At 44.6% G+C, this 25,416-nt stretch carries 14 protein-coding genes; 11 read left to right on the forward strand and 3 right to left on the reverse strand.

Annotated features, from left to right (window positions below):
• From icmH to OC443_RS19020, 7 genes are all read left to right on the forward strand, one after another.
• On the forward strand, positions 1-774 hold the full coding sequence (icmH, locus tag OC443_RS18990) for a type IVB secretion system protein IcmH/DotU (RefSeq protein WP_073585607.1): 774 nt from the start codon (positions 1-3) through the stop codon (positions 772-774).
• A gap of 25 nt (positions 775-799) precedes the next feature.
• A complete protein-coding gene (gene tssH / locus OC443_RS18995; protein WP_073585606.1) occupies positions 800-3,427 on the forward strand; it encodes a type VI secretion system ATPase TssH in 2,628 nt (875 codons plus the stop codon).
• A 1-nt stretch (position 3,428) separates the two neighbouring features.
• Positions 3,429-4,964: a sigma-54 interaction domain-containing protein gene (locus OC443_RS19000; RefSeq protein WP_073585605.1), complete on the forward strand. Its 1,536-nt coding sequence runs from the start codon at positions 3,429-3,431 to the stop codon at positions 4,962-4,964.
• Positions 4,961-5,641, forward strand: coding sequence for a type VI secretion system-associated protein VasI (vasI, locus tag OC443_RS19005; protein WP_073585604.1), 681 nt, complete (start codon positions 4,961-4,963; stop codon positions 5,639-5,641). The genes OC443_RS19000 and vasI overlap by 4 nt, the downstream gene beginning before the upstream one ends.
• A gap of 8 nt (positions 5,642-5,649) precedes the next feature.
• Positions 5,650-7,077 carry a type VI secretion system protein TssA gene (gene tssA / locus OC443_RS19010; RefSeq protein ID WP_073585603.1) on the forward strand — a complete coding sequence of 476 codons (1,428 nt, stop codon included), beginning with the start codon at positions 5,650-5,652 and terminating at the stop codon, positions 7,075-7,077.
• Between the two features lie 77 nt (positions 7,078-7,154).
• Positions 7,155-10,658 carry a type VI secretion system membrane subunit TssM gene (gene tssM, locus OC443_RS19015; protein ID WP_073585614.1) on the forward strand — a complete coding sequence of 1,168 codons (3,504 nt, stop codon included), beginning with the start codon at positions 7,155-7,157 and terminating at the stop codon, positions 10,656-10,658.
• A gap of 75 nt (positions 10,659-10,733) precedes the next feature.
• Positions 10,734-11,438 carry a type VI secretion system ImpA family N-terminal domain-containing protein gene (locus OC443_RS19020; RefSeq protein ID WP_073585602.1) on the forward strand — a complete coding sequence of 235 codons (705 nt, stop codon included), beginning with the start codon at positions 10,734-10,736 and terminating at the stop codon, positions 11,436-11,438.
• Positions 11,439-11,520: 82 nt separating this feature from the next.
• Here OC443_RS19020 and pncB read toward each other — a convergent pair whose 3' ends face one another.
• Positions 11,521-12,828 carry a nicotinate phosphoribosyltransferase gene (pncB, locus tag OC443_RS19025; protein ID WP_073585601.1) on the reverse strand — a complete coding sequence of 436 codons (1,308 nt, stop codon included), beginning with the start codon at positions 12,826-12,828 and terminating at the stop codon, positions 11,521-11,523.
• Positions 12,829-13,134: 306 nt separating this feature from the next.
• Here pncB and OC443_RS19030 point away from each other — a divergent pair, with 306 nt between their 5' ends.
• Complete coding sequence (locus OC443_RS19030) at positions 13,135-13,854, forward strand: NUDIX domain-containing protein (RefSeq protein ID WP_073585600.1); 720 nt, start codon at positions 13,135-13,137, stop codon at positions 13,852-13,854.
• On the opposite strand, the gene OC443_RS19035 is transcribed toward OC443_RS19030, so the two are convergent.
• The gene (locus OC443_RS19035; protein ID WP_073585599.1) at positions 13,851-14,093 is read right to left on the reverse strand and encodes a hypothetical protein; all 243 of its coding nucleotides are present in this window, start codon (positions 14,091-14,093) and stop codon (positions 13,851-13,853) included. The two genes, OC443_RS19030 and OC443_RS19035, sit on opposite strands and share 4 nt — an antisense overlap.
• Before the next feature lie 325 nt (positions 14,094-14,418).
• Here OC443_RS19035 and OC443_RS19040 point away from each other — a divergent pair, with 325 nt between their 5' ends.
• Positions 14,419-15,651 carry a GGDEF domain-containing protein gene (locus tag OC443_RS19040; RefSeq protein WP_234976445.1) on the forward strand — a complete coding sequence of 411 codons (1,233 nt, stop codon included), beginning with the start codon at positions 14,419-14,421 and terminating at the stop codon, positions 15,649-15,651.
• A 165-nt stretch (positions 15,652-15,816) separates the two neighbouring features.
• Here OC443_RS19040 and OC443_RS19045 read toward each other — a convergent pair whose 3' ends face one another.
• Complete coding sequence (locus tag OC443_RS19045; RefSeq protein ID WP_262021777.1) at positions 15,817-16,524, reverse strand: helix-turn-helix domain-containing protein; 708 nt, start codon at positions 16,522-16,524, stop codon at positions 15,817-15,819.
• A gap of 165 nt (positions 16,525-16,689) precedes the next feature.
• Between OC443_RS19045 and OC443_RS19050 the strand changes: the two genes are divergently transcribed.
• Together OC443_RS19050 and OC443_RS19055 are read left to right on the forward strand one after the other, a co-directional pair.
• Complete coding sequence (locus OC443_RS19050) at positions 16,690-16,884, forward strand: hypothetical protein (RefSeq protein WP_073585596.1); 195 nt, start codon at positions 16,690-16,692, stop codon at positions 16,882-16,884.
• 489 nt (positions 16,885-17,373) lie between these two features.
• The gene (locus OC443_RS19055; RefSeq protein WP_073585595.1) at positions 17,374-25,413 is read left to right on the forward strand and encodes a non-ribosomal peptide synthetase; all 8,040 of its coding nucleotides are present in this window, start codon (positions 17,374-17,376) and stop codon (positions 25,411-25,413) included.
• The last annotated feature ends 3 nt before the right edge of the window (positions 25,414-25,416 follow it).

Consider the following 25,416-nt stretch of genomic DNA (forward strand, 5'->3'; position numbering starts at 1 on the left):
GTGGAGCAGGAAAATAATTCTAAGCCGCTTAACAACTTACTGTTTGATAATGTTGAAAATATCGATCGGGATCAGGACTATTGGTTCAAATTACGGGGCGATAATCCTAATGTGCTGATCGATGCTGCAACGCCTCTGTTTGGTTTGTCATTGCGGGTTCGCGGATTAACGAGCTGCCCGAACATTGAACAAATTTACAATCAGACGATAGAAGAAATTAAAGCCATCGAAATCGAATTGAGTGAGAAAGGCTTTGAGAACGCTGTTGTGATGGCATACCGCTATATTCTGTGTACATTTCTTGATGAAGCAGTCATGGGATCTGAGTGGGGTGCTTCCAGCATCTGGGCATCACATTCGATGTTATCCCGTTTTCATAATGAAACCTGGGGCGGTGAGAAAGTGTATACCATTCTTGCCCGTCTGGAAGGTGAGCCAAAACGCTATCAGCCCTTATTAGAATTTATTTACTACTGCCTGATTCTCGGGTTTGAAGGCAAGTACCGCGTCATGGTGAATGGTCATAACGAACGTGAACGGGTGATCAGTCATTTACATGACCTGTTAACCACTTTAGAAGAACCCCAAATTAAACCATTGTCTCAGGCAAATCAGCATGTTGTTGATGCGAAATATCGTTTAAATCGCCAACTGCCTGTCTGGTCGGTTTTTGTCGGATTTGCTGTGTTGTGGGCTGGTGTCTTTTTAGGCTACACCTGGCTACTTCATGAAAAATCGTCTGACGTTATTAATCAGTTAACGCAACTTCTTTAATTAATTTTTAGGCTAGGTGATTACTGTGATTCGAATTGAATTACCCACTCTTATCTCGAAACTAAATCAGCAGAGCAAGCTGGCACTGGAACAGGCGGCTTCACTTTGTATTGAACGTCAGCATCCTGAAGTGACTCTGGAACATTATCTTGATGTATTAATCGATAATCCACTTTCTGATTTTCGTGTGATTCTGAAGCAGGCCAATATTGATTTTGAGCGTGTGAAACAAGCCATTGCAAGTACTTACTCGCGTGAACATGTTTTAGACACCTACCCTGCATTTTCTCCGCTACTGGTTGAGTTGCTACAGGAAGCCTGGTTGCTTTCTACCACAGAGCTCGATCAGCATGAGTTGCGTTCCGGCGCAATTTTCCTGGCTGCAATCACCCGGGTGGATCGTTACCTGTCTGCGCCATTGATTTCATTATTTGATTCAATCAACCGCGAAAATCTTAAGAAAAACTTTGCTGCAGTTGTCACTGACTCTTCTGAAACAGAAGTGGAAACCACATCAGCAGCGGGGAAAGCCGCAGGTAATATGCTGCAGCAGGAAGCGAATTCTCCGCTGCAAAAATATTGTACGAATGTCACTGAACAAGCTCGTCAGGGAGAGTTAGATCCCGTACTTTGCCGTGAAGACGAACTGAATCTGATGGTTGATATCCTCTGCCGTCGCCGTAAAAACAACCCGATTATTGTTGGTGACGCTGGTGTTGGTAAAAGTGCCATGATCGAAGGGCTGGCTTTGCGGGTATTTGCCGGTAAAGTGCCTGATCAGCTGAAAAATGTTGAAGTCATGGCCTTAGATTTAGGCTTACTGCAAGCCGGTGCGTCAGTGAAAGGTGAATTTGAAAAGCGTTTGAAAGGCGTGATTGATGCGATTAAAGCAGCACCAAGCCCGATTATTCTGTTTATTGATGAAGCGCATACTTTGATTGGTGCCGGTAATCAGGAAGGCGGTGCGGATGCTGCGAACCTGTTAAAGCCTGCTCTGGCCCGGGGTGAACTCAGTACTGTTGCAGCGACAACATGGAAAGAATACAAAAAGTATTTTGAAAAAGATCCTGCGTTGACCCGTCGTTTCCAGCTGGTCAAACTGGATGAACCTTCTGTTGATCAAGCTGTTGATATTTTGCGCGGTCTGAATAGTGTGTATGAAAAATCGCATGGTGTATTGATTACGGATGAAGCACTGAAATGTGCCGCCGAACTTTCCGCCCGGTATATTTCAGGTCGTCAACTGCCGGATAAAGCAATCGATGTACTGGATACCGCATGTGCCCGGATTGCGATTCATTTAACCACACCGCCGAAGCGACTGGCTCTGTTAGAGAATAACTGCCATCAGCGCCAGCTTGAAATTGATATGCTTGAACGGGCTCAGTTCCTCGGTCAGGACTATGAAGAAAAACGACTTGAAGAGCTGAGACTGCAGGAAACTGATGACGAAGCCGAGAAAGAAAGCTTGCTGGCCTGCTGGGAAGAGCAAAAATCTCTGGTCGAAAATATCATCGAATTGCGTGGTCAGCTGATGGAATTCTCCGGACAGGAAGAGATTTCTGAAGAAGAGATGGATTCTCTTGAAACGCTCAAAGCCGAGTTAAAAGAGAAGTACGACGAACTCGATGATATTCCGCATGATCAACGCCTGATTCATCCGCAAGTTGATGTCAATCAGATTGCAGAAGTGATTGCCGACTGGACGGGTGTTCCGGTTGATCAAATGAATACTGATGAACTGCATAAAATCACCAACCTGACCTCAATCTTAGGTGAAGCGATTAAAGGTCAGGATATGGCGATTGAGCGTGTGCACCGCCATTTACTGACAGCCAGAGCGGATCTTCGTCGCCCGGGTCGTCCGAAAGGGGCTTTCCTGCTGGTGGGTCCAAGTGGTGTCGGTAAAACGGAGACCGTCATTCAGCTTGCAGAGCAACTTTATGGTGGTCAGCAATTCCTGACGACAATTAATATGTCTGAATATCAGGAAAAACATACGGTTTCCCGCTTAATCGGTTCTCCACCGGGATATGTTGGTTACGGTGAAGGGGGTGTCCTGACGGAAGCAATCCGTAAAATGCCTTATTCCGTTGTGCTGCTGGATGAAGTGGAAAAAGCGCACCCTGAAGTACTGAATATTTTCTATCAGGGCTTTGATAAAGGTGAAATTGCTGATGGGGAAGGCCGGATTATTGACTGTAAAAATGTCGTCTTCTTCCTGACATCAAACCTGGGTTATCAAACGATTGTTGATTATGCGGATCAACCAAAGTTAATCAGTGAAAGATTGTATCCTGAGCTGTCTGATTTCTTCAAGCCGGCGCTTCTGGCCCGTATGGAAGTCATTCCTTACCTGCCGCTGAAGAAAGAAGTTCTGGCTGAAATTGTTCAGGCGAAACTGAAACGTCTTGAAAATCTGTTTAAAGAGCGTTATTCCGCTGAAGTTGAGATTGATGAATCTCTGATTGAGGAAATTCTCAAACGGGCAACACGCTCTGAAAATGGTGCAAGGATGCTTGAAGCGATTATTGAGGGGCAGTTGCTGCCGCCGGTTTCATTAGCGTTGCTGAATAAGCTGGCTGAAAGAGCTGACGTTAATCGTGTCTACCTTGGTGCACAAGACGGAGAGTTTATCGGAGAGGTTGAATAAGATGAGCCGCTGGTTAACTTATGCAACTGATTTGATTGGAATCAGAGAGCCACAGCAGTTAGTCCAGCTTTTTGCTGAAACTGTGCAGCATGAGTTGGAGCTTGATACTTGTTTAATACTATTTCCAAGTACAGATGGGCGCACATTGGTGCCCCATCTGCAATCACTGAATAAAACCTGGTCTGTGACAGATTTTGATTGTCCGTTTGCCCATGTTTTACAATCCGGAAAACCGATGGATATCTCCTCTGAAGAGTTGGTGTTCTGGCAGCAAAATCGAGATTTTTGCCAGTTAACTGAGTCTATGAGCATGTTTTCCGCCGCGAGAGCTGAATTGCTTCCGGGCAGTAACCAGTCTGTCAGAGCAATGTTATTTGTCGTCGGGAATGCTGAAAAGTTACACGACGCATTTTCTGATGAAACATTTGGCCGTTATAAGCAGGTTTTCAGTCAGCAGAGATCTTTGCTGATGGATATGCAGCAGGAAGAATTTACGCAGCGCAGTCTGCGGGAATCTTTATCAGATGTTGAGCGAAACAACCAGCAACGTCAAATGGTGAATGAGCTTTCCCGGACACTGGTTGGCCGGAGTGAGGCAATGAAAAAGCTGAGAGAGCAAATTGTCAGTGCTGCCGGTTCTCAGCTTTCTGTGATGATTCAGGGAGAAACCGGAACCGGCAAAGAGCTGGTTGCTCAGGCCATTCATGATTTTTCTCCCCGGACAGGCAAACCATTTGTTGCGATTAACTGTGCTGCGATTCCGGAGAATCTGCTTGAAAGCGAGCTGTTTGGCTATTGCAAAGGTGCTTTTTCCGGTGCGGATACGGATAAGCAGGGGTTAATTGAACAGGCGGATGGCGGCACTTTGTTTCTGGATGAAATCGGGGACATGCCATTAGTGCTGCAGGCGAAGCTGCTTCGGGTGCTGGAAACGCACCAGTTCCGGCCTATCGGAGGAAAAGATGAATATTCTTCTGACTTTCGTCTGGTTTCTGCAACCCATGTGAACCTGCAAAATCAGGTGCATCAGAAGTCTTTTCGTCAGGATCTCTATTACCGTTTATTTCAATACCCGCTTATGGTGCCCCGCCTGGTGGACCGGATTGAAGATATTGAGTTACTCAGTGATCACTTCGTTGAGCTTTATAATCAGGTTCACGGGACGCATGTTCGTGGGTTGAATTATAAAACGGTTGACTGTCTGAAACAGCATAACTTTAACGGGAATGTCCGGGAGCTGAAGCATTTGGTTGAGTTTGGGTGTGCTCAAACTCAGGATGATCAGGAAGTGGTAGCGAACAGTCTGATACACCGGATCCTTCCCAGAGAAGAACTCAACCTTCTCTCCGTTGAAGAGCCTGAATCATGTACGGTGATCAAGGATCTGAAACAGGCACTTCAGGATTTTGAATCGAAAATCATCCGGGAACGCTTACGCCTTTTTTCAGGAGATCGAACAAAAGCTGCTGAAAGTCTCGGTATTCCCAAACGAACTTTGGCTTACAAATGCCAAAAGTTGGAGATTAAATCGCCATGAAATTAAGAGTATCCAGCTTATTTATTAGCTTGATTCTGTTGATATACACTTCTTTGGTTCATGCACAGGGTGCGCCTGAATCAGATTCAAAATTATTAATTGAAAAGGCAAAACAATGTCGGGACGTGACCGAACGTTTAGACCGATTACGCTGTTTTGATCGTGTATTTGACACACCGCTGATGCATATTCCGAAAGTTGTTGAGCATAGTCAGGCGTCTGTCGGCTGGGTACGTGCGATGGAATCAGCGGTGAAAACGGAAAATGGGCAAAAGCTGAATCTGACGGTTCAGGGCACCGATGATGAACATGGAAATGCCTGGCTGACGTTGTTGGCTCTGAATGATCAGGGGCGGTTCAGTAAAGATCAAAAAGCCGTTTTAATGATGAGCTGTATCGATAAAATCAGCCGGATTGATTTAGCACTTCCGGAAGCGATTCCTGAAGCCAGAGTGAAAGTCAGTGTCCATGGTACAACACAATACTGGCGCAGTGATGATTCAGGGCTGTTACTTTCCTCCGGCCGGGGAATGCCGGCCATTAGTCTGATGAGAAAAATCGCATCGCAAAGCAGTATTTCATTGCGATCGAATGCGGTTAAAGTCGATGGTTTGTCTTTCGATACACATGAATTGAAGCAGGCGCTTAAACCGTTAAGACAACGTTGTGGGTGGTGAGAATAAACATGGAACTTTCTGAATATCGTCAATGTGTTGCCTCACCGATCAGCGATGAAAATCCGGTTGGTGAACGGTTACTTGATGATTCTTTATTTGATTTTGTTGAAGACCAGATGATGAAGGTTGGATCTTTGTCCCACGCGAGTGTGCAATGGGATGAGGTCGAGCATAGTGTCCTTAAGCTGCTGAAAGAAAAATCAAAAGACATCAAGTTGCTGGTTTATTTGCTCCAGTGTCTGCACCATGAGGTGATTCCGGCCCGGTTTAATATGTCGTTGTTTATCCTGGCTGACTTTATTTCGCTATATTGGGAAGAAAGCTTTCCGGCACCCGGCCAACGGGGTAAACTTCCGCGCCAAAAGTTTTTTGGTCAGATTATCCAAAGATTCAATCTGATCATTGAAAAGCAGGAATTTGAACGTTTCACCGGTGAGCTGATGAGCGATCTGGAAAGTGCTCTGGAATTGTTCAGTACTGCGGTTGAAGAAAAAGAAATCAGTAATGATGCTTCGGATGATCTGTTGAAAACGGTCCGGACGAAAATGCGTCTTGCTGAAGAAAGGCAGCGTGTTGAGCAGCAGGCAGCAACGGTGAATCAGTCGGCATCACCGGCGTCAGCGGAATCTGCTGGTGCCGTGCAATCAGCGCCTGCGTTATCGGTAGATAACTCCAGTGATAAAGCAACCAAACAGACTTTATTTAAGGTCTCTGACTTTCTCGGTGAGCATGGGGAAGGTATTGCTCTATCTGTCCGGGTGCGCCGTTATGCCGTGTGGTCAGGGATTCACTCAGTGCCGGATCACAACTCAGATAATGAAACCATGTTAAGGCCGATGCAGCAGGATCGGGTGAAAGATTATCAGGATTTGATGCGTAGTCCCGATTTGGCTTTGTGGCGCAAAGTTGAGCAGAGTCTGACGGTTGCGCCTTACTGGTTTGAAGGGCAACTGATGAGCTACCGGATTGCAGAGGCGTTAGATAAGCCGGTTTGGTGTAAAGCGATTAAAGAAGAGACGCAGCTGTTTCTTGAGCGTCTGCCTGCTTTAAAAGCACTGAAATTCAAAGGTGGTCAGCCTTTTGTCACTGATGAAGTTCTCTCCTGGCTTGATGAAGAAGATGAAGAGACTTCATCTCCTGTCGTCGCAGCGACCGGAGGGTGGCAGGATAAACGTAAGGAAGCGTTTACTTTGGCTAAAGAAGCCGGTATTGCTGTTGCTCTTTCGATGATTAACCAGGGTCTTGAAAGTTCAGTAGAACCGCGGGACAAATTTTACTGGCGGTTATTATCGGCGGATTTGCTTGAAGAGCATGGTTTTTCTGCCATGGCGCAAGAGCAGTATCACACATTATATCGTCAGGTGAATGCAGCGAGTGTTTCAGATTGGGAGCCCTCTCTCATGCAGCGACTAGAAAAATATTCAACGTCAGAATAAGCGAAGGACATTATTCCATGTTATCCATCTTGAAAAGAGTTTTTGCTCTACTGAAAAAGATAAAACTTAAACCAGGCATGTTGGCAGTTATGCCCATGCTGTTGTTGCTTTGTTTTATTTTAATCAATGTTGCCATCTGGTGGGCAGGCCCCTGGCTGACAATGTATGATACAAAACCTCTGGAGAGTGTCACAAGCCGGGCTGTTGCCACAACGGTATTCTGGCTTTTTGTTGCAGCAATCTGGGGTTTATGGCAATGGAAAAAACTTCAGGGTTTTGAGGAACAGCAGGAGCGCGAAGAGCGTTTTCGGCAGGATCCTATCAAACTACTTGAAGAAAAGCAGGAAGCAGAACTCAATAAAGTCATTGCCAATATGCGCAAGAATATCAATAAACGTGATTTTCTGTATACGCATCCATGGTATTTGGTGCTTGGATTAGAAAATGCCGGTAAAACCAGCTTAATTAACCGCTCCGGCCAGAACTTTACCATGACTTCTGTCATGAGAGCCTCCGGACAACGAAGTGAAAATCCTTACTCATTTGACTGGTGGATCGGTGATAAAGCGGTCGTGATTGATCCCGATGGTGAGCTGTTAACACAGGGACACCGTGATGCAGACAAAGATGGCGAAATGGAACGTCGTTTATGGAAGCATTTTGTTGAATGGCTGGAGCGAACCCGGAACCGCCGTCCTTTAAACGGGATTGTTTTAGCCCTTGATGTGTCTCACCTTGCCTCGGTGAAAGCGTCTGAACGTAAGGCCTACGCAAGTATTCTTCGTGCCCGGGTCCGTGAAATTGTTGAAACCATGTCGATTCAGTTGCCGGTTTATATTGCTTTAACCAAACTGGATTTACTTTATGGTTTTGAATCCTTCTTTAAACACTATACAAAAGAGCAGCGTGAAGAAGCATTAGGGTTTACTTTCCAGCTAAAGCCGGATGATGATGACGATCAGTGGTTATCGGAATTTGAAAATGAGTACGCTCAGTTTGTTGAAACCGTGAATGAAATGCTGCCGGTTTCTGCTTCTGCACCGATGGAGCTGGATGAAAGAAACGGTATCTATAGTTTCAGCCGTCAGGTCGCCGGGCTGAAAGATATTCTGACGCAGTTCTTACGTGAAGCGCTGGGGAATGATCAGTATTCGTTATCAGCGATCGTTCGCGGGGTGTACTTCACTTCTGTGTATCAGCAGGGCGTGCCAAGCAATGCTTTTGATGATGCCGCATCCCGTCGCTATGGTCTTGAACATGCGATTAATAAAGCTCAGATAGCGAAGAACTCGACTGTTTATTTTACCAATCAGCTATTTAAGAAAATCATCTATACCGAATCGGGCTTAGCGTCAGATAACAAAAAAGTGATTAAGCAGAAGCGTCGTTTATTGATGCTGTCTACGGTCGCTTGCTCTATTGTGACCCTGCTGCTGTTTGGCTCATGGCAAAAATACTATTTGTCGAATGTGAAGCATTCTGATGCGGTGTTGACCAAAGTAAACCAGTTTAAAAATGAGCTGCCTAAAAACATTTATAAAGCCTCTCAGCAGGATATGCTGGACTCGCTGAATAAAATCCGGGAAGCGACTCTGGAATTTGGTTTCTTCCGTAATAAGTCACAGTATTTTGCGGATATGGGGCTTTATCAGGGTCATACAATTGGGCCTATGGTTGAAAGTACTTATCTGAATATGCTGGAAACCCGGTTTTTACCGATTCTGATTTCTGATGTCATTGTTCAGTTAAATCAGGCAAAAACCGATGAAGAGAAGCTTGATGCTTTACGTGTTTTCCGGATGATGACGGATAAGAGCGGTCGTTACAAAGACATGGTGCTCGATTATTTCGGCAAATACTGGCAGCAAGAGTTTCCGGGCAAACGGCTTGTTCAGGAAGAGTTGTTAGGCCATTTAGATTATGCGATGGATCATACCAATCTGGCGATAGCCCGTGCTCAGGGTGACAAAAATGCAGATAAGGTATTACGTCCTTATGATCAGACGATTGCTCAGGTTCAGACTGAACTGAGTACAATGCCGAACAGACAACGGGTTTACCGTAACCTGAAGCAGAACGCGCAAACGATTCTTGGTCCGGACATTAACCTGAGAAACCTGATCGGCCCTGTATTTGATCTGGTCTTTGACGAGCGGGTTGTGAACAGTGACGGGTTATATATTCCACAGATGCTGACGAAAAAAGGCTTTGAAGAATATTTTATTCCTCAGGTTGAGTCTGTATCAAAACTGGCACTTATCGACAGCTGGGTACTGGGTCAAAGTAAGTCTGCTGAATTCAGTGAAGCGGATAAGCAGAAACTACGTGATCAAATCCGGGAATTATACGTCTCTGATTACACCAAAACCTGGCGTGGGGCGCTTGCTGAAATTGACATGAAATATTTCAGTGACATGAACGATGCGGTTTCTGTGCTGGAAAATATCACCAGCAGTGTTGAACCAATTCAGCGTCTGATGAGAACACTGGAAGAAAATACCAAACTGTTTGATATCCAGCCGAAAGATGAAGAAGCGCAGAAAGAGTTGCTGAAACAGCCTAAATACCGGATGGCCGCTGCAATTGATACTCCGTTTGCTGATTTGAACAGTATGCTGACAGCTGCTGGCGATAAACCGGCTTATATCAATGAAGTGATTGGTGCGGTCGATGAACTGAAGCTGTATCTGAAAGGTATTCAGGCATCTCCTGATGAAGGGATGGCGGCACTTAACGCAACCAAATCACGGATGAAGCTGGTCAATGCTGACCCGATTTATACACTGAGACGGATTGCATCGGGTCTGCCAACTCCGTTAGATCGAATTTTGACCAAACTTTCTGATGAAAGCTGGCATGTGATTAAACAGGAAGCGATCAAGTATCTTGAAGTGCGCTGGCATAATGATGTATACCGTGTTTTTGAAGAGAAACTGGCAAACCGTTATCCGTTTAATCCGGCTTCGAAGAAAGATGCATCACTGGCTGACTTTGAATCGTTCTTTGCGCCAAATGGCATTCTGGACAACTTCTATCAGAATCAACTGAAAATCTTTATTGATGAGAAGAGTGTTCTGGGGAGTGAAAGTGAAGGTTCTCAGGGTGTGGTTAAAAATTCTGTGCTTGAACAGCTGAAACAGGCGAAACAAATCCGGGAAGCCTTCTTTAACCGTAAAGGGATTCTTGATGTCAGTTTCTCAGTTGAGCCATTACGTTTGACCAGTAACAAGCGCAGAAGTGTGTTGAATGTTGACGGGCAGTTCCTGACATACAGTCACGGTTCAAGAGAAAATGCTGAACTGATTTGGCCGAATACACTACGGGATTCAGCGATATCGAAGATTACTTTGATTCCGGCTAAATCAAATCTTTCGCCACGGAGTATTGTGATTCAGGGACCTTGGGCCTTCTTCAGATTACTTGATTTTGGTGATGTGATTGCTGCAAGTTCAACATCGGTAGATTACAGATTCCGTGTTGACCATGGTGACATGATTTACCGGATCAACTCTGAAGATGATGTGAATCCGTTTACACAACGGTTGTTTAAATCATTTAAACTCTCTGCAAATCTGTATTAATCGTACATGTTTATCCGCAGTTAGTTTTTAATGGAGCGCTTCTGGCGCTCCCTTTATTCAGGGGTCGCAGGGGATATGTCCCAACGCATCTTTATTGAAAATAAATCATTTATTATTAGCAGTGAGCATGACGAGCTGTCCGGACATTCACTGTATCAGTCGATCAAAAAAGAAGTTTACAGTGAGCGTTCTCCTTTTTCCGGTGGAACAAACTGGGAGAAAGTGAAACAGGAATGTGAACAACTGTCGCAGGAAGTCGGTGCTGACCTGGCTGTAAGTACTTACTACACAATGGCCTGTCTGAAGCTGGATGGATTGCGTGGTTATTCGCTTGGTCTGGAGCTCATGTATAGTTGCATGCTCAATATCGGTGAAGTGGTTCATGAGACCGAACGGCAGATACAACGTCTGCTGCGCTGGGCGAATGCACAGGCATTGATTGAATTACAGAATCTGAAAGCGGGTTATGAAATGTTGAGGTATCTGTATCAGTGTGAACAGTATTGTCAACGGATCAGTCATTTACTGCAAACGGATTATCCGGCGGTAAAAGCCGATTTTGAATCCATTGGTTATATCATCTTTGAGCATATTGATGGTCTTGAGACCTGCTATCAGGTTGCCTTGAAAAGAAACGAAGTCAGCGAGGCTGGTCATAATGTACAGGTTGTGAATACCAGTCAGCGCTCCCGCTGGCCTGCCTTCTTTGCCTTTATTATGGGGGGTGTTTTAGCCGGTGCAGGATATTGGTTATATTTGAATATGCAACTTTTTCATTGAGAAAGCAGTCTCCTGCATCGCTGGGTTCACAGTCTGATACAGGAGATATCTTCAGAATCTCTTATCTTCAGAAAAAACAGACTCAGGCAGCCGCAATATATTTTCTCTGATGATTTTTCATCTCTTTTAATGTTGAAATGAGCTTATCGATATCCAGTGGTATATTGAACTGCTGCTTTAAATGAGCCAGATAAATAATATCTTCGCACATTGCTTTTTCCGGCTTGTCACTGATTTTGGCGACCGGGCGGCTGTTGCATTCGGCGAGTTTGATCACGATAGAAAGAGGTTGATAGGCCTGATTCTGAGCGTTGGTCCAGGCATCCAGATCATTGGTCAAGAATGTCCCTATACCAAATGAAATCTGCACTCTGTCGGAAAAATATTCACAAATATCCAGGGCCTGATCAAAGTTTAGTCCATCGGAAAACACAAACAGTTTTGTTTTTGGATCGATGCCTAACCGCTCATAGTGTGCAATCATTTTGTCACCCCAGGTGTAAGGGCAACCTGAATCATGACGAACACCATCATAGGCTTTCGCCAGATGTACATTAAAGTCATTGATAAATGCGTCAATGGTGAGTGTGTCTGTCGGAGCGATTGAAAGCTGCCCGTCAAAAGCTTTCAGCCATTGTTCCAGCGCGACCTGTTGTGAATCTGCCGGATTAACAAGTGCCTGATGGCCCATAAACCATTCATGGGCAATCGTGCCAATGGGTTGCAGATTAAATTCCCGGGCATAATGATAGTTACTGGTGCCGAGTAACAGCCCGGGAATATATTGTTGCATACACTCAATGACCTGATGCTGTACCTCAGAAGAGAAGCGGCGCCGGGTGCCCATTTCGGTGATTTTGAAGTTATGAATGCCCCGCTCAGTTAACTTATTCTTCAGGTGAGTGATTTTTTTGAGCAGTACCTGTTTGGCACGATCGGCCGGTACATCAGCCCAGTGTCTGCGGCTGCGGACCTCAGAAATAATCGACATAATGATTGTTTCATATAAGATCGTATCCCGCCATGTACCGTAAATGCTGACTCGCAGTTGCTTTTTGTTGTTTTCGTGGATGATTCCCAGTTCGACCTGTTGCTCAGGTTGAAAGCGGAAATAACGCAGGGAATGTAAGAACGTTGTTTTCAGATGAGGCGAGCTTTTTTTCAGATATTGAATATCCTGTTCTGAAAACTGAAGCTGAGCCAGTTGTTTTATCTCATGCCGGATATCGCTTAACAGGTCACTGATATCTTCATCAGACCTGACAATCAGTTCATAGCGGACTGCTGTGTCAGGGTAAAATGAGTGAATTGCCTGCATCATGTTGATTTTATATGCATCTAAATCCAGCAGACTTTTAATCATATGTTGGGAAAACAGGCTGGTATTCATTATGACATCCTCACAAGGTCATATTAGTAACAAAATGTTCCTAACTTGGGCGACATTAAAATAGCTCATCGCATTTGTCAACTGGTTGTGTATCAATAACGCAAGTACTTTCACCTGTATTACACGTTTTATATTGATTGACTGAATGCGAAAAATTTGAAATAAATAAAAAATACAGAGATATCAGGTTTGTAACAATAAGTGATTAAGTTTGACCGATTGTCTGTTCATTTTTAAATCCGTTCCCGGACAACCTGTCCCGGCAGACCGGACGGGTACAGATGAATATTTAGCAGGGAAAGTTTTATGATTGTCACCATTGATATGGTTTGTCTCCGTCTTTCTGACCGGGGAATACAGGTTTTGCTGATGAAGCGTTCTAATCCTGAAAGGCCTCATTGCGGAAAGTGGGCAATTCCCGGTGGTCTTGTTTACGATGAAGACTTTACCGCGAAGGGAGGCGACCCTGTTGATAAAGATTTTGATGCAGCGAGAAGAAGAATATGCCGGCAAAAGGTTCATACTTATCCAAATTTTATCAGCGATCCATTAGTTGATGGTAACCCGAAGCGGGATCCGGACGGATGGAGTGTCAGTATCTCCCATTATGCGCTGCTGAATCGTTCAAATATTCGTCAGGTTGAAAATGCAGGGGTTGAGAAAAACCGGCTGGACTGGTTCGATCTGGACGTTGTGATATCTGACCAGTTTCAAATGGCGTTTGATCATGTTGCTCAGATAAAACATGCCTGGAAAAAATTACGTGCGGCTGTGGAATACACATCGGTTGTGTTATTTTTTCTGGAAAAAGAATTTCTTGTTGCAGATATTATCGAAGCGTATGCGCGATTTGGGGTTGAAGTAAACCGCATGACGGTGAAACGTCGTTTAATTGATTCGGGAGTTATTATCAGTATGAACCGGGTTGTTTCCACCGGTAAAGGTAAAGGGGGGAAACCAGCGACGGTCTACTGTTTGGCAACGAATCAGGTGACTTATTTTCAGACTTGTCTGAAAACGACTTAATCTTCTATGCCGGTGTCATCACCGTGTAAGCCAGACGTGACGGGTACACCATTGCTGAATCTTTGTTGTGAGCCATCGAACTTCTCCCCGCCGTAAATTAAATGGTCAGTTTTGAGCAAGCTCTGCCCGGTTTTGTGTCTCAAATTTGTGTTCAGACCAGAAATATCTTCGTAATCAGTTACTTTTCTGAGGTTATCTATTGACAAACTCACCCGCAGGGCGTGAGCTGAATCCGGCATCTTCAGGTTGCTTGGGTATAGTTGTTTTTTTACTATACCCGGCAGTGAAAATACACAGCATCTGAGTACACCATCAGAATAAAGCATGTTATGGCAGCGATAAGTACTAAACTTATTCTCATTGGCTGTCAGGTTATTGGAGATGTATTGCGTGTAGCAATTCATCTTTTGGAATGGATTTACATTGGTTAATTAAATGTCAATATTCAATTGGTATAATATGTCATTGAGTCGAAAAATTAGCACTTTATTTATTGTATTACTTTCTTTTCTTTTAATTGTGATTATTTATTCAATATACAAGCTGAGATTAATAGAAAATGAAATGAATGAAGTGGCATATATAGATATTCCGCTGAATCAGATTATGAGTGAAGTCGAGATGATTCAGCTGGAAAGACATATTTTATTTGAACAATTTAAACTGAAAGAGAAGTTACCGGAAGAAAAGAAAACACCGCATCAGGAATTTATTTATCAAAAACAGCAGCTAAAACTTTTGCTGGATAAAGCCGTCAATGTCATAGCAGAAAATCTGGTCAACCATAAAATACGATTTGAGTTGCAGGAACACCGGCAGTTGCTGAAAGTCATAGAAGGTTATCATTCGCAGAGTGATGCATTTGAGAAAAAACTTGCCGGCGCGCTTTCCCATGAATCTATTCCCGATGAGGAGCGTTTTCAGCTCGAAAAAGAAGCCACTGATCTGGAATCTTCAGTGAATACGATTTTACAGCGACTGGATGAAATGACTTTTGAAGCCGGGAGATATGCTGAAAAACACGAGCAAGAGTTTATGTTTGTTAATACCGCGCTTGGTGTTGGTGCGCTGTTGTTAGGGTTATTTCTGACAATATACACGATTCATATATTTCGCCGGCGGATTAATAAAATTCAGGATGGTATTCAGAATATGGATTTTTCTATAGAGCAGGGTTACCAGGCTTTGGGAGAAGATGTATTCCGTGCTGACGGACCAAATGATGAACTGAGTGAGCTGGAGCAAGAATTGATTTTTTTAATGCAGCGGCTGACAAAGGAAATCAATAACCGGGAACAGGTTGAGAAACAATTACTGCAAATGGTGACTCAGGATAAGTTAACCGGTGCTTATAACCGTCATAAATGGGATGAACAGGTACTACAGTATCTTGACTTAGCGCGCCGCGGAAGTGCTTTTAGTTTGATTTTGCTTGATATTGATTTCTTTAAACACATTAATGATGAACATGGTCATCAGATTGGTGATCAGGTATTGCAAAATCTGGTTCATCGTTTGAGTTCAGGTTTGCGAAAGACCGATATGTTATTTCGTTTAGGCGGTGAAGAATTTGCGGTGTTGTTACCCGTACAGGATGCTTCTTCCGCATGCTTGTTGGCTGAAAGGTTGAGAGAATCAGTCAGTCAGGATTCAGAGGAAGGTTTACCTTCATATACAGTCAGTATTGGAGTCACGTCTTATCAGGAATCTGACACGGAAGAATCAATTTTCCAGCGGGCTGATAAGGCGCTTTACCAGGCCAAATCTTCTGGACGTAATCAGATATGTTTGATGTAGATAAGTCATTCACTGAATGAAAATAATCTCCTTACAGATGGCTCCGTCCATAGTCTGATGGTCTTCATCACAGAAGAGCCGTAATGTTGCTTGCGCCACAAGTATGCATAGGCCAGTCAGGCTTTGCATACTTTGCTGTATTCATTTGTGTGGTCAGGTCTGCGGCTATTTTCTGTTCATCTCCAGCATTACTTTCCCGATGACCCTGATATCATCTTCATGGATCTGAAGCGGAGAGCCAAGCACATTGATTGAAAAGCGGCTGCCCGGTAAGCGCTGAATCTTATTCAGAGAGAAAAAACCATCCATATCAATTAAATAGATACCGGATACGACTTGTGTGACGGATTTATCAACCATATAAGTCGTATTTCTGCTCTCAATACTCAACGGCTGAGAAATCCCAAGCCTGTGCAGATAGTCATGATCAAAACTTAGTCTTTTGCAGCTAAATAACTCACCGTTCACGAGTTGGAAATGTTCGACATTGACAACTTTTTCATTTTTTTTGACTCGATTGGGCTCATTTTGATAGTTTTTTTCCGGGTATGGTTCGCCTTTGCCCAGTAATAAGTACTCTAAAGAAGCACCTGTATGTAAATGCACACGTATGATGACCTCATAAGGTGTCAGTTCCCGCTGATGCCAGGTTGATATTGTCGAACTTGAAACATTCAAAAGCGAAGATAGTTCTAAAATAGTATGACAATTTGTCACTTCTTTTAGCCTTTTTGTGACTTCATGACCTTTTATATACGCTTTCGGGTGAATTTTCTCTTGTTGTTCATTCATAAGCGATCTAGTATTGTTTCTGGAGGGTTCATTTGCGATTAAAAATGTTCCCGTAATGAAAAATGACTCAATAACGTACAAGGATAACATTATGCTTTCATATCAAGTAGTCCTAAATTCATCTTTTATCGCATGCGGGCAATATCCGGGACTTTCAGGCCGCCTCCGGAGAAGTATTTTGAATCAGGTTGTGGGTAGCGACTCGCTTATCCTCATGTGACACAACCAGAGATCAGGAGATCTAACATGACTGACTATTATACGAATGACCTTGAGTTACCTCTTAAAGCCCGTCTCCATCTGATGATGATGCAGGTTATAATGATGGATACAGAGCAAAATGAGCTCAATGAAGTCCTGCTCTATCTGCATAATTTAATTACCCTGAACGAGAGTTCGTCTGAATCGGAGAGTGCGTTACTGCTTTTCAACGTAGAATGACTCTGTTTTCAAGCCAGTGCCTTGTCTCAGGGCCGGACAAATCTCACTGAAACCCGCTTCTTCAGATTATTTGGGGATAAATGACAGGTTTTAATCCGGATCTTTTGCAGTTTTATTTCTGTGTGATGAAAGGTGAAAGCACCACGATATTAAAATAAATTATTATGATAAAAAAAACACCGGCTATATTTAATATATATCAGATTTTTTCAGAACAAATCCTATTGTTTTGAACAATGATATAATGCGCATGTTAGCCGGTGATTAAATTGATTGAAAATAATTCTTATAATGTACCTTCAGTATATTTATTACATGGTGTTTTTTATTTTTCGGGTAATTTAAATCGCTAATGATTAACATATTGATTATTGTGGAGGGTTTCTAATAAAAAACATAAACATGTTGTATTTGAAGAAGTTTATATTACTCTGTGGTCTTACAACAATATACATTCATAAATAATTATATGTTAAGTTGGTGCTTTAGATGCATGATCATAATCGGCGATTGTTTCCTCTGTCTGCAGCACAACAGGGAATCTGGTTTTCTCAGATAATGAATCCTTTTGCTCAGGCTGAAGTTTATAAAATTACAGAATACCTGAAAATTTTCGGTCAAATACAGACCGGTATTTTTGAAACTGCCCTCCGGCAGGCCCTGTTGGAAGCTGAATCATTTAATCTGGTGTTTGAAGATACGGAAGCGGGGCCCAGACAGTATGTAAAACCGCAGACTGACTGGCACTTTCCCGTCATCGATATGCGCCAGGAAGATGATCCTGAATCATCTGCACAATTGTGGATGAAAGCCGATATGGCACGCCCTTTTAACCTGGGCCATGGCCCTCTTTTTTCTTTTGCATTACTTCAGTTGGAAGATAACCTCTTTTTATTTTTTGCCAGTACACATCATTTGGTGATGGATGGTTTTGGTGGTTATCTGTTTGTCCGCCGGGTGGCGGAGATCTATTCTGCAATGGTAAATGATTCGGCCATTCCCGCCTGTCCCTTCAGTCAATTGTCTGAAGTATTGCACTCTGAAATGACTTATCCGGATTCTGAACAATTTCAGACGAGCCGGCAATACTGGCAGACCCAGGCAAAGCACTGGCCGGAGCCATTTAGTCTGAGTGGTGAAAATAAGGCTTGCAGTGAAGTGCTCCGGTGTCAGTCTTCATTGTCTGTACAGGATAATATCAACCTTGACCTGCAGACTAAAGCGCATCAGACAACCCTGCCGGTATTACTTACTGCGTTGGCAGCAATATATCTCCGTAGACTCTCAGATCAGGATGACTTATTAATTGGTTTTCCAATGATGGCGCGTCATAACCGGCTATTACGTTCATTTCCCGGAATGATGGCGAATGTCTTGCCATTGCAATTAAAATTGCACACAGAAATGACACTGGCAGATGTGTTATTTTTGGTGAAACGGCAGGTTCGTCATATAGCGAAACATCAGCGTTATCGTCCTGAGTCGTTGTATACAAAATCACGAAATGATGGCAGTGAAAAAACCTGTCCGACAATTATTAATATTATTCCTTTTCCGTATGATATGCGATTTGATGGCATGGCGTCGGAAGTTCATAATTTATTATTTGGCCCGGCAGATGATTTGGTGATTCACTTTTGTGACTACGGTCCGCGGCGGGGAATTCAGGTATTCATGGAAGCCAATGCAGCCCTCTATACGGAATCACAGCTGCAAATACATCTTGATCGGTTGATCCGGTTTTTTTCAGTCATTCTGGCTCAGGAAGAGCGCTTATGTTTAGCTCAATATCCACTGCTCTTACCTGAAGAGCAGCGGCGGATAGCTGCATGGAATCAAACAGCAGTCCGCTACCCCGCGAATCGTAATATATACAGTTTGTTCCGGGAGCAGGCTCAGAGAACACCTGATGCTGTTGCTATCGTCTGCCGGGAGGGACAATTTACTTATGGCGATTCAGAGCAACGGATTTATCAGCTGGCGGGCTATTTGAAAACCTGCAGGATTGAAAAAGGGGATGCTGTTGTTGTTTGTCTGGAACGTTCTGTCGAGCTGATTCTGGCTCAGCTGGCAATCATGCATTGTGGTGCTGTTTATGTCCCTGTTGACCCGAATGCGCCGGATGAACGTTTGAATTTTGTGTTATCCGACTGCAAAGCCAAAATGATATTGACATCACCGGACAGGCAGTCCGGATTTATCCCCGGCATTCAAACCATGTCGATAACTCTCAGTACATTAGCCCGGTTACCCGGTGAGTTTACTTCTCCGGCAGAGCTTAGCGGCAAGGATCCGGCCTATATCATGTATACCTCAGGATCAACCGGAAATCCTAAAGGCGTTTTAGTACCACACCGGGCGGTTTTGCGTTTGGTCATCCGGTGCGGGTATGCTGATTTTGCTCCTCAGGACAGAATGGCTTTCGCTGCAAATCCCGGGTTTGATGCTGCAACTATGGAAGTTTGGGCGCCTTTACTCAATGGCGGAGCTGTCGTTGTCATTGATCAGGGGGTTTTACTTGATCCGCAACAGCTTGAAGAAACACTCATCCGCCAGCAGGTCAGTATTCTCTGGATGACCGCTGGCTTGTTTAAACAGTATGCAGAGATGTTGGGCAATGTATTTCAGCAATTGAGATACCTGATTGTGGGTGGTGATGTGCTCGACCCTTCTGTGATCCAGCAAGTACTGGAGAACAATCCTCCCGGCCATTTGCTGAATGGCTATGGTCCAACGGAAACAACGACTTTTGCGCTGACACATGAAATACGACTTCAGTCATCAGCTTTGAGAGCCATCCCTCTGGGGCGTCCTGTCAACAACACAAAAGTTTATATTCTTGATTCAAACCATCAGCCGGTTCCCGTCGGAATTATTGGAGAAATCTATATTGGTGGTGATGGTGTCGCGCTTGGCTACGTGAATCGTCCGGACTTAACGGATGAGAAATTCCTGCCGGATCCTTTTTCTGAACAATCAGATGCCCGTATGTACAGGAGTGGTGATCTGGGGCGGTGGCGTGCTGATGGTGTGATTGAATTTGCCGGCCGGAATGATGATCAGATAAAGATCCGCGGATTCAGAATTGAGCCGGCAGAGATAGAGCTGGCCCTACAGGCATGTGAAGGTGTGCATCATGCAATAGTGATTGCAGAGAGCATCCCGAAACAGGCAAAAAGGCTGGTGGCTTATTATGTATGTCAGCCCGGCTGCCGGGTATTTGCGGAAAAACTGAAAACGGCACTGGAGTCTCAGTTTCCGGATTATATGATTCCGGCCGGGTATATTGAACTGACATCTCTCCCTCTGACGGTAAATGGCAAGGTTGACCGTCAGGCTTTACCAGCGCCGGATGAAAATGCCTTTATCCGCTATGAATATGAAGAACCCCGGGGTGAAACGGAATGTATACTGGCTGATATCTGGCAACGTCTTTTGAACATCAGGCACATTGGCCGTCACGATCACTTTTTTACACTGGGAGGACATTCTTTACTGGCTGTTCAGCTCATTTCCCGTATTCGCGAGCAGTTGCATGTCGAGCTGTCTCTGGCCGATATGTTTGCATGGCCGGTGTTGCGTCAGCTGGCCTCCCATATTCAGAAGATGAAACCTGCTTCATCAACAGGTTTTTCTATCCCATCTGATCCCGGTGAATATGAAAACTGTGCATTCCCGTTATCATTTGCACAGCAGCGCTTGTGGTTTCTGGCGCAAATGGATACGGAAGCAGCACAGGCCTACATTATCGCAGGAAGTGTACATCTTAAAGGTCAGTTAGATATTCATATCCTGCAACAAGCACTGGACCAGATTGTGGCCAGACATGCAATATTACGGACGCATTTTCAAAAAGAATCAGATGGTCCGGTTCAGATCATTGAACCCGTTGGCCGCGGATTTTCTTTGCAGGTCATTGAAGCTGAAGCGATAAAAACGAAAGATAATAAAACCGGGTCAGAAACATTTGAGCCTGCTTTTGATCTGGAGAAGGGACCGTTAATCCAGGGGCGGCTGCTCTGTTTCCCTGAACATGAATATCAGTTACAGCTGGCGATGCATCATTTGATCGCTGATGGCTGGTCTGTGAGTGTGTTTATCCAGGAGTTAAATGTCCTGTATGCCAGTCTGTATCAGGGAAAAGAAGTGCTCTTACCTGAGTTACCTTTACAATATGCGGATTATGCCCGCTGGCAATACGACGCTTTGCAGGAAGCGGAGCTGAAAAAGCAACTCTCTTACTGGGTGAAGCAGTTACAGTGGATTCCGGAGTATTTAAACCTGCCGACGGATTATCCAAGGCCTAAAGTACAGGATTACACCGGAAAATATTTACCGGTGCAGTTTGATCCTCTGTTTACGGCAGAACTCAGAGAATTTTGCCGTCTTCAGGGCTGTACAATGTATATGCTGCTGTTGGCTGGCTGGTCTGTGGTGATGGGACGGGTGTCTCAGCAGCACGATATTATGATTGGTTCCCCTGTGGCAGGCCGGACAATGATTGAGACCGAATCACTGATCGGTATGTTTGTGAATACACTGGCACTTCGTATTGATTTGTCAGACGCTCCGGATACAAAAAGTCTGCTGGCACAATTAAAATCGACCGCTTTATCTGCGATGGAAAATAAAGACATTCCGTTTGAGCAGGTTGTAGAGGCTGTTTCACCGGTACGGAGTCTGTCACATAGTCCGGTTTTTCAGGTGATGTTTGCATTACAAAATGTTCCTGCTGCTGAAATTGATTTACCAGATGTAACTTTGCTTTCGTTTGAACCATTGGTAAAGAATGCCAAGTTTGACTTAAGCCTTGAAATCACAGAAAAAGAGGATGTGCTGGAAGGGTTTATCAACTACGCATCGGCCCTGTTTGATGAGCGGATGATACAAAAGTATCTGAAGTACTGGCAGCAGTTACTGCAGGAAATGATACGTCATCCGGATCAGTCCGTTCATACCTTATCCATGCTTTCGCCACAAGAGTCAGTGAAGTTACTGAATGAATTCAGTTCAGGTGACAGGTCGCCTGTGAACTGTTTTTGTGTGCATGAGTGGTTTGAACAACAAGTCCGGAGAATACCTGATGCTATTGCGGTTATTGCCGGTGAAGATCAGATTTCTTACCGGCAGTTAAATCAGCAGGCCAACCAGCTGGCCTCTTATCTAAGCCGCTCAGGGATTGGTCCTGAAAAGAGAGTGGCACTTTTGTGTGACAGAAATATCGGGTTTATTACCGCGATGCTTTCCGTATTGAAAGCCGGAGGTGGTTATATTCCGATTGATCCTTCCTGTCCTGGTGAGCGTTTGCAGTTCATTTTGTCAGACTGTAGTCCGGTGATGGTGCTGACGAACCGGGTTGTTGATCCGGCATTATTCTCTGAGCTGCCGGACAAGCCGATCCCGGTTGTTCACCTCAGGCAGGATGCTCATTTATGGGAAAAAATGCCGTCCGGAAATATTCAGCGGGAGGCATTCAGCCCGGAAAATCTGGCTTATATCATTTATACATCAGGGTCGACCGGATATCCGAAAGGCGTAATGGTCGAGCATCAAAATCTGGCAAACTTAATCCACTGGCACCATCAGGTATTTACCCCTGAAACGGGCACATATGCTTCGGGTGTTGCCGGAATGGGGTTTGATGCGGCCGTATGGGAAATATGGCCGGTTTTATGTGCTGGCGCCAGTTTATTATTACCGCCGGTTTCTGCATCAGAAAACCCTGAACAGTTATTAAACTGGTGGTATGCTCAGCCTGTACATACCAGTTTTCTGCCAACCCCCATTGCTGAGCTGGCATTAGCAAGAGAGCAGATTCATCCGACGTTAAAAACACTATTAGTTGGTGGCGACCAGCTGCACAGACGCCCGTCTGAACTGCATTCTTTTTCCTTAGTGAATAACTATGGTCCGACAGAGACAACGGTTGTTGCTACTTCCGGTTCCATTCGGGATCAGGATGATGTATTGCATATCGGGCGCCCTGTCACTAACACAAGTATCTACATTCTTGATGAAATGAGGCAGCTTGTTCCGGTTGGCATTGCCGGGGAAATTTATATTGGCGGAGCTGGCGTCAGCAGAGGGTACCTGAATCAACCTGAGTTAACAGCAAAACACTTTTTATCAGATCCATTCAGCAAAGATCCAAAGGCCCGTATGTATCGCACTGGTGATCTGGGTCGCTGGAGAGCTGATGGTATGATTGAATATCTGGGACGGAATGATAATCAGGTGAAGATTCGCGGATACAGAATTGAGCTTGGAGAAATCATGGCTGCGATGCAGGGTTGTCAGGGGGTTCAGAGTGCAGTTGTGATTGCTGCCGGTAGTCAGACAAATAAAAGGCTGGTGGCTTATTTCACTGAACAGTCTAACCATCATGTGTCATATGATCGATTGAAAAGTCAGTTAAATGAATTACTTCCGGATTATATGGTGCCTTCAGCTTATGTTCGTTTGACGCAGATTCCTCTGACTCCGAACGGTAAAATTAACTATCAGGCACTTCCTCAACCGGATGAGCGTTCTTTTATCCGTCGCCGGTACGAACTCCCCAAAGGAAAACACGAGCAGGTATTAGCCGCTGTCTGGAAAGAGCTGCTTGGGGTTGAGGATATCGGCAGATATGACAATTTTTTTGAGCTGGGCGGCCATTCACTGCTGGCTGTTCAGGTGATAGAAAGTCTGCGTCAGCAGGGATATCACCTGGCAGTCAGGACACTTTTCAGTCAGCCTGATTTAGCGTCTCTGGCAGAAAGTTTAGCGCCGGTACCGGCAAATGAAGATTTTACGGTTCCCCCTAATTATCTGGCGGATCATCCGGCAAAAATCACGCCGGATTTATTGCCTTTGGTTGATTTATCTCAGTCGCAAATTGATCGTATCTGCACTGAAATTCCGGGAGGTGCGGCTAATATTCAGGATATCTATCCTTTAACGCCACTCCAGGAAGGAATTTTGTATCATCACCTTGTACAGCAGCAAGGGGATCTTTATGTGATACGGAGCATCCAGTCTTTTTCTTGTTTGTCCCGGTTACAGAACTATATCGATGCAGTACAAGCCTTGATCGATCGTCATGATGTACTCCGTACCTCTTTTGTCTGGGAAGGTGTGGCAGAACCGGTTCAGGTTGTTTGGCGTAAAGCTGTGTTACCCGTGATGATGCTGGAAACCGGGGAAGGGGACGTTGAAACGCAATTGCGTCAGCATCTTGAGCCCGGTCAGCGCAAAATGAACATTCGTCAGGCTCCAATGCTGGAAGCCTGGCAGGTTGAAGATAAAGCCAGTCAGTGTTGGTTACTATGTTTAAGAATTCATCACTTGTGTACCGATCACTTCAGTCTTGAACTGATGGGTGAGGAAATTCATCAGTATTTACAGAACGGTGAAATACAAACACTGCCTTCGTTGCCATTCAGGAATTTCGTTGCCAGAACCCGGCATAAATATGACCCCGGAGCTGAAGCGGCTTTTTTCCGTCAGCAGCTTGGTGACATTGAGCAGCCTTCTGCTCCTTTTGGCCTGATGGATATTTACGGTGAAGGTCAGCAAATTACCAGACGACATGTACCCATTGATGATGCTCTGGCGAGGCGTATACGGGAACGGGTTCAGTTATTAGGCATCAGTTGTGCCAGTGTCTTTCATTTAGCGTGGGGGTTGGTTGTCCGGGCTGCAACCGGCCGGGATGATATTGTTTTTGGTACCTTATTATTTGGCCGGATGAATGCGGTTGAAGGGGCAGACCGGATGATGGGATTGTGCCTGAATACATTGCCGTTTCGTTTATCATTTGATCATTTATCCGTCCGGGATTGTGTCCTGGAAACGCATCAGCGACTGGCGCAATTACTTGAATTTGAACATACCCCTTTGGTGAGGGCACAACAATATAGCCGGGTTCTGCCACCGCAGCCATTGTTCACCAGCCTGCTGAATTATCGTTATCAGAAAGATTTTATCTGGTTGCGGAAATCGAAAGAAAGTTTAAAGCCGGAGATTCTTTTCTGTGAAGAACGATCAACTTATCCGGTCAGTTTATCTGTCAATGATTTTCCCGGAGGAGAGCTTTCTCTCGATATTCAATCGGATATCCGGGTCAGTTGTGACCAGCTTGGGAATATGGTGATGAATGCCTTATCCAGCCTGTTAATTGCATTGGAGAGTACGCCGGAATGTCCGGTTAATCATGTTGGTGTACTTGCTGAAAACACAACTGGGCTTTCCGGAGAAGGGGAAGTCATACAACCGATCAGCTTAAAGCAAGAGACGTATGCAGATCGAAGTTATGTTCAGCCCATAAACGGCACGGAGAAAACTCTGGCGAAGCTATGGCAGGTGTTGTTGAACGTGGAACAAATTGGCAGGAATGATGACTTTTTTGAGCTTGGCGGGCACTCATTACTGGCTATCAGGCTGATTAATGAAGCCCGGGAGCAGGGGCTGGAATTTTCGCTAACTACCCTTTTGAAATCACCTGTTTTAAAGGATTTAGCGAAACAGGTTAAGATCATGCGCAAGTGAGTT

The sequence above is a fragment of the Vibrio quintilis genome (assembly GCF_024529975.1).
Lineage (GTDB): Bacteria > Pseudomonadota > Gammaproteobacteria > Enterobacterales > Vibrionaceae > Vibrio > Vibrio quintilis.